Consider the following 1,239-nt stretch of genomic DNA (forward strand, 5'->3'; position numbering starts at 1 on the left):
CGCCGGCCAGGGCCAGCATCACGGTGATGGCCATCGGCGAGAAGGTCTTGCCCTCGACACCGGTGAAGGTCAGCAGCGGGGCGTAGACCAACAGGATGATCGCCTGGCCATAGACGGTGGGCGAGATCATCTCGCGGGCGGCTTCACGGGTTTCGCCAAGACGCTCCGACAGGGTCAGGAGACGGCCCTCGTGGTGCTGGCGCTCGGCCAGGCGCCGCAGGGCGTTCTCGACGATGATGACGGCGCCGTCGACGATCAGGCCAAAGTCCAGCGCGCCCAGGCTCATCAGATTGCCCGAGACGCCAAGCTTGTTCATGCCGATCGCGGTGATCAGCATCGACAGCGGGATGACCAGGGCCGTGATCAGGGCGGCGCGGAAGTTACCCAGCAGCAGGAACAGCACCACGATGACCAGCAGCGCGCCTTCGGTCAGGTTCTTCTCGACCGTCTTGATGGTCGCGCCGACCAGCTTGGAGCGGTCGTAGACCACCTGGACCTTGATGCCGGGCGGCAGGCTCTTGGTGACCTCGGCCAGCTTCTCGGCCGAGGCGCCGGCCACGGTGCGGCTGTTTTCGCCGGTCAGCATCAGGACGGTGCCGACCACGACCTCCTCGCCATTCTCCGAGGCCGCGCCGGTGCGCAAGGCGCCGCCGAGCTTGACCACGGCGACGTCGCGGACGCGGATCGAAACGCCTTCGCGCGCGGCGACCGTGGCGTTGGCGATCTCGTCGACCGTGCGCACGCGGGCGTCGGCGCGGACGAGGAAGGCTTCCCCGCCCTTCTCGACGAAGTTGGCGCCGACCGCGAGGTTAGCCGCCTCCAGGGCCTTGGCCAGGTCGTTGAACGACACGCCCAGCGAGGCCATGCGCACAGCGTCCGGCTGGACGATGAACTGCTTTTCGAAGCCGCCGATGGAGTCGACGCCGGCCACGCCCGCGACCGAACGCATCTGGGGCCGCACGATCCAGTCTTGCACTTCGCGCAGGAAGGCCGCCTGGGCTGTGGAATCCGACAGTCGCTCGCCCGTAGAGGTCAGGTAGGTTCCATCGCTTTGCCAACCGGGGGCGCCGTCGGTGACCTTGGCGCCCTTCCCGCCCGGATGCTCGTAGGCCACGGTCCACATCAGGACCTCGCCGAGACCCGACGAGATTGGGCCCATGGCCGGTTCGGCGCCGGCGGGCAGACTTTGGCGCACCTGGGTCAGGCGCTCGGCCACCTGCTGGCGGGCGAAGTAGATGT

At 68.2% G+C, this 1,239-nt stretch carries 1 protein-coding gene; it reads right to left on the reverse strand.

Features of this window, described 5'->3' with window-relative positions; translation table 11 throughout:
* On the reverse strand, positions 1 to 1,239 hold a 1,239-nt coding region (locus AX690_RS19470), incomplete at both ends, for an efflux RND transporter permease subunit (RefSeq protein WP_197426918.1).

Origin of the sequence: Caulobacter sp. CCH9-E1, from assembly GCF_001556515.1 — a bacterium.
In the GTDB taxonomy this organism is placed as follows: Bacteria; Pseudomonadota; Alphaproteobacteria; order Caulobacterales; family Caulobacteraceae; genus Caulobacter.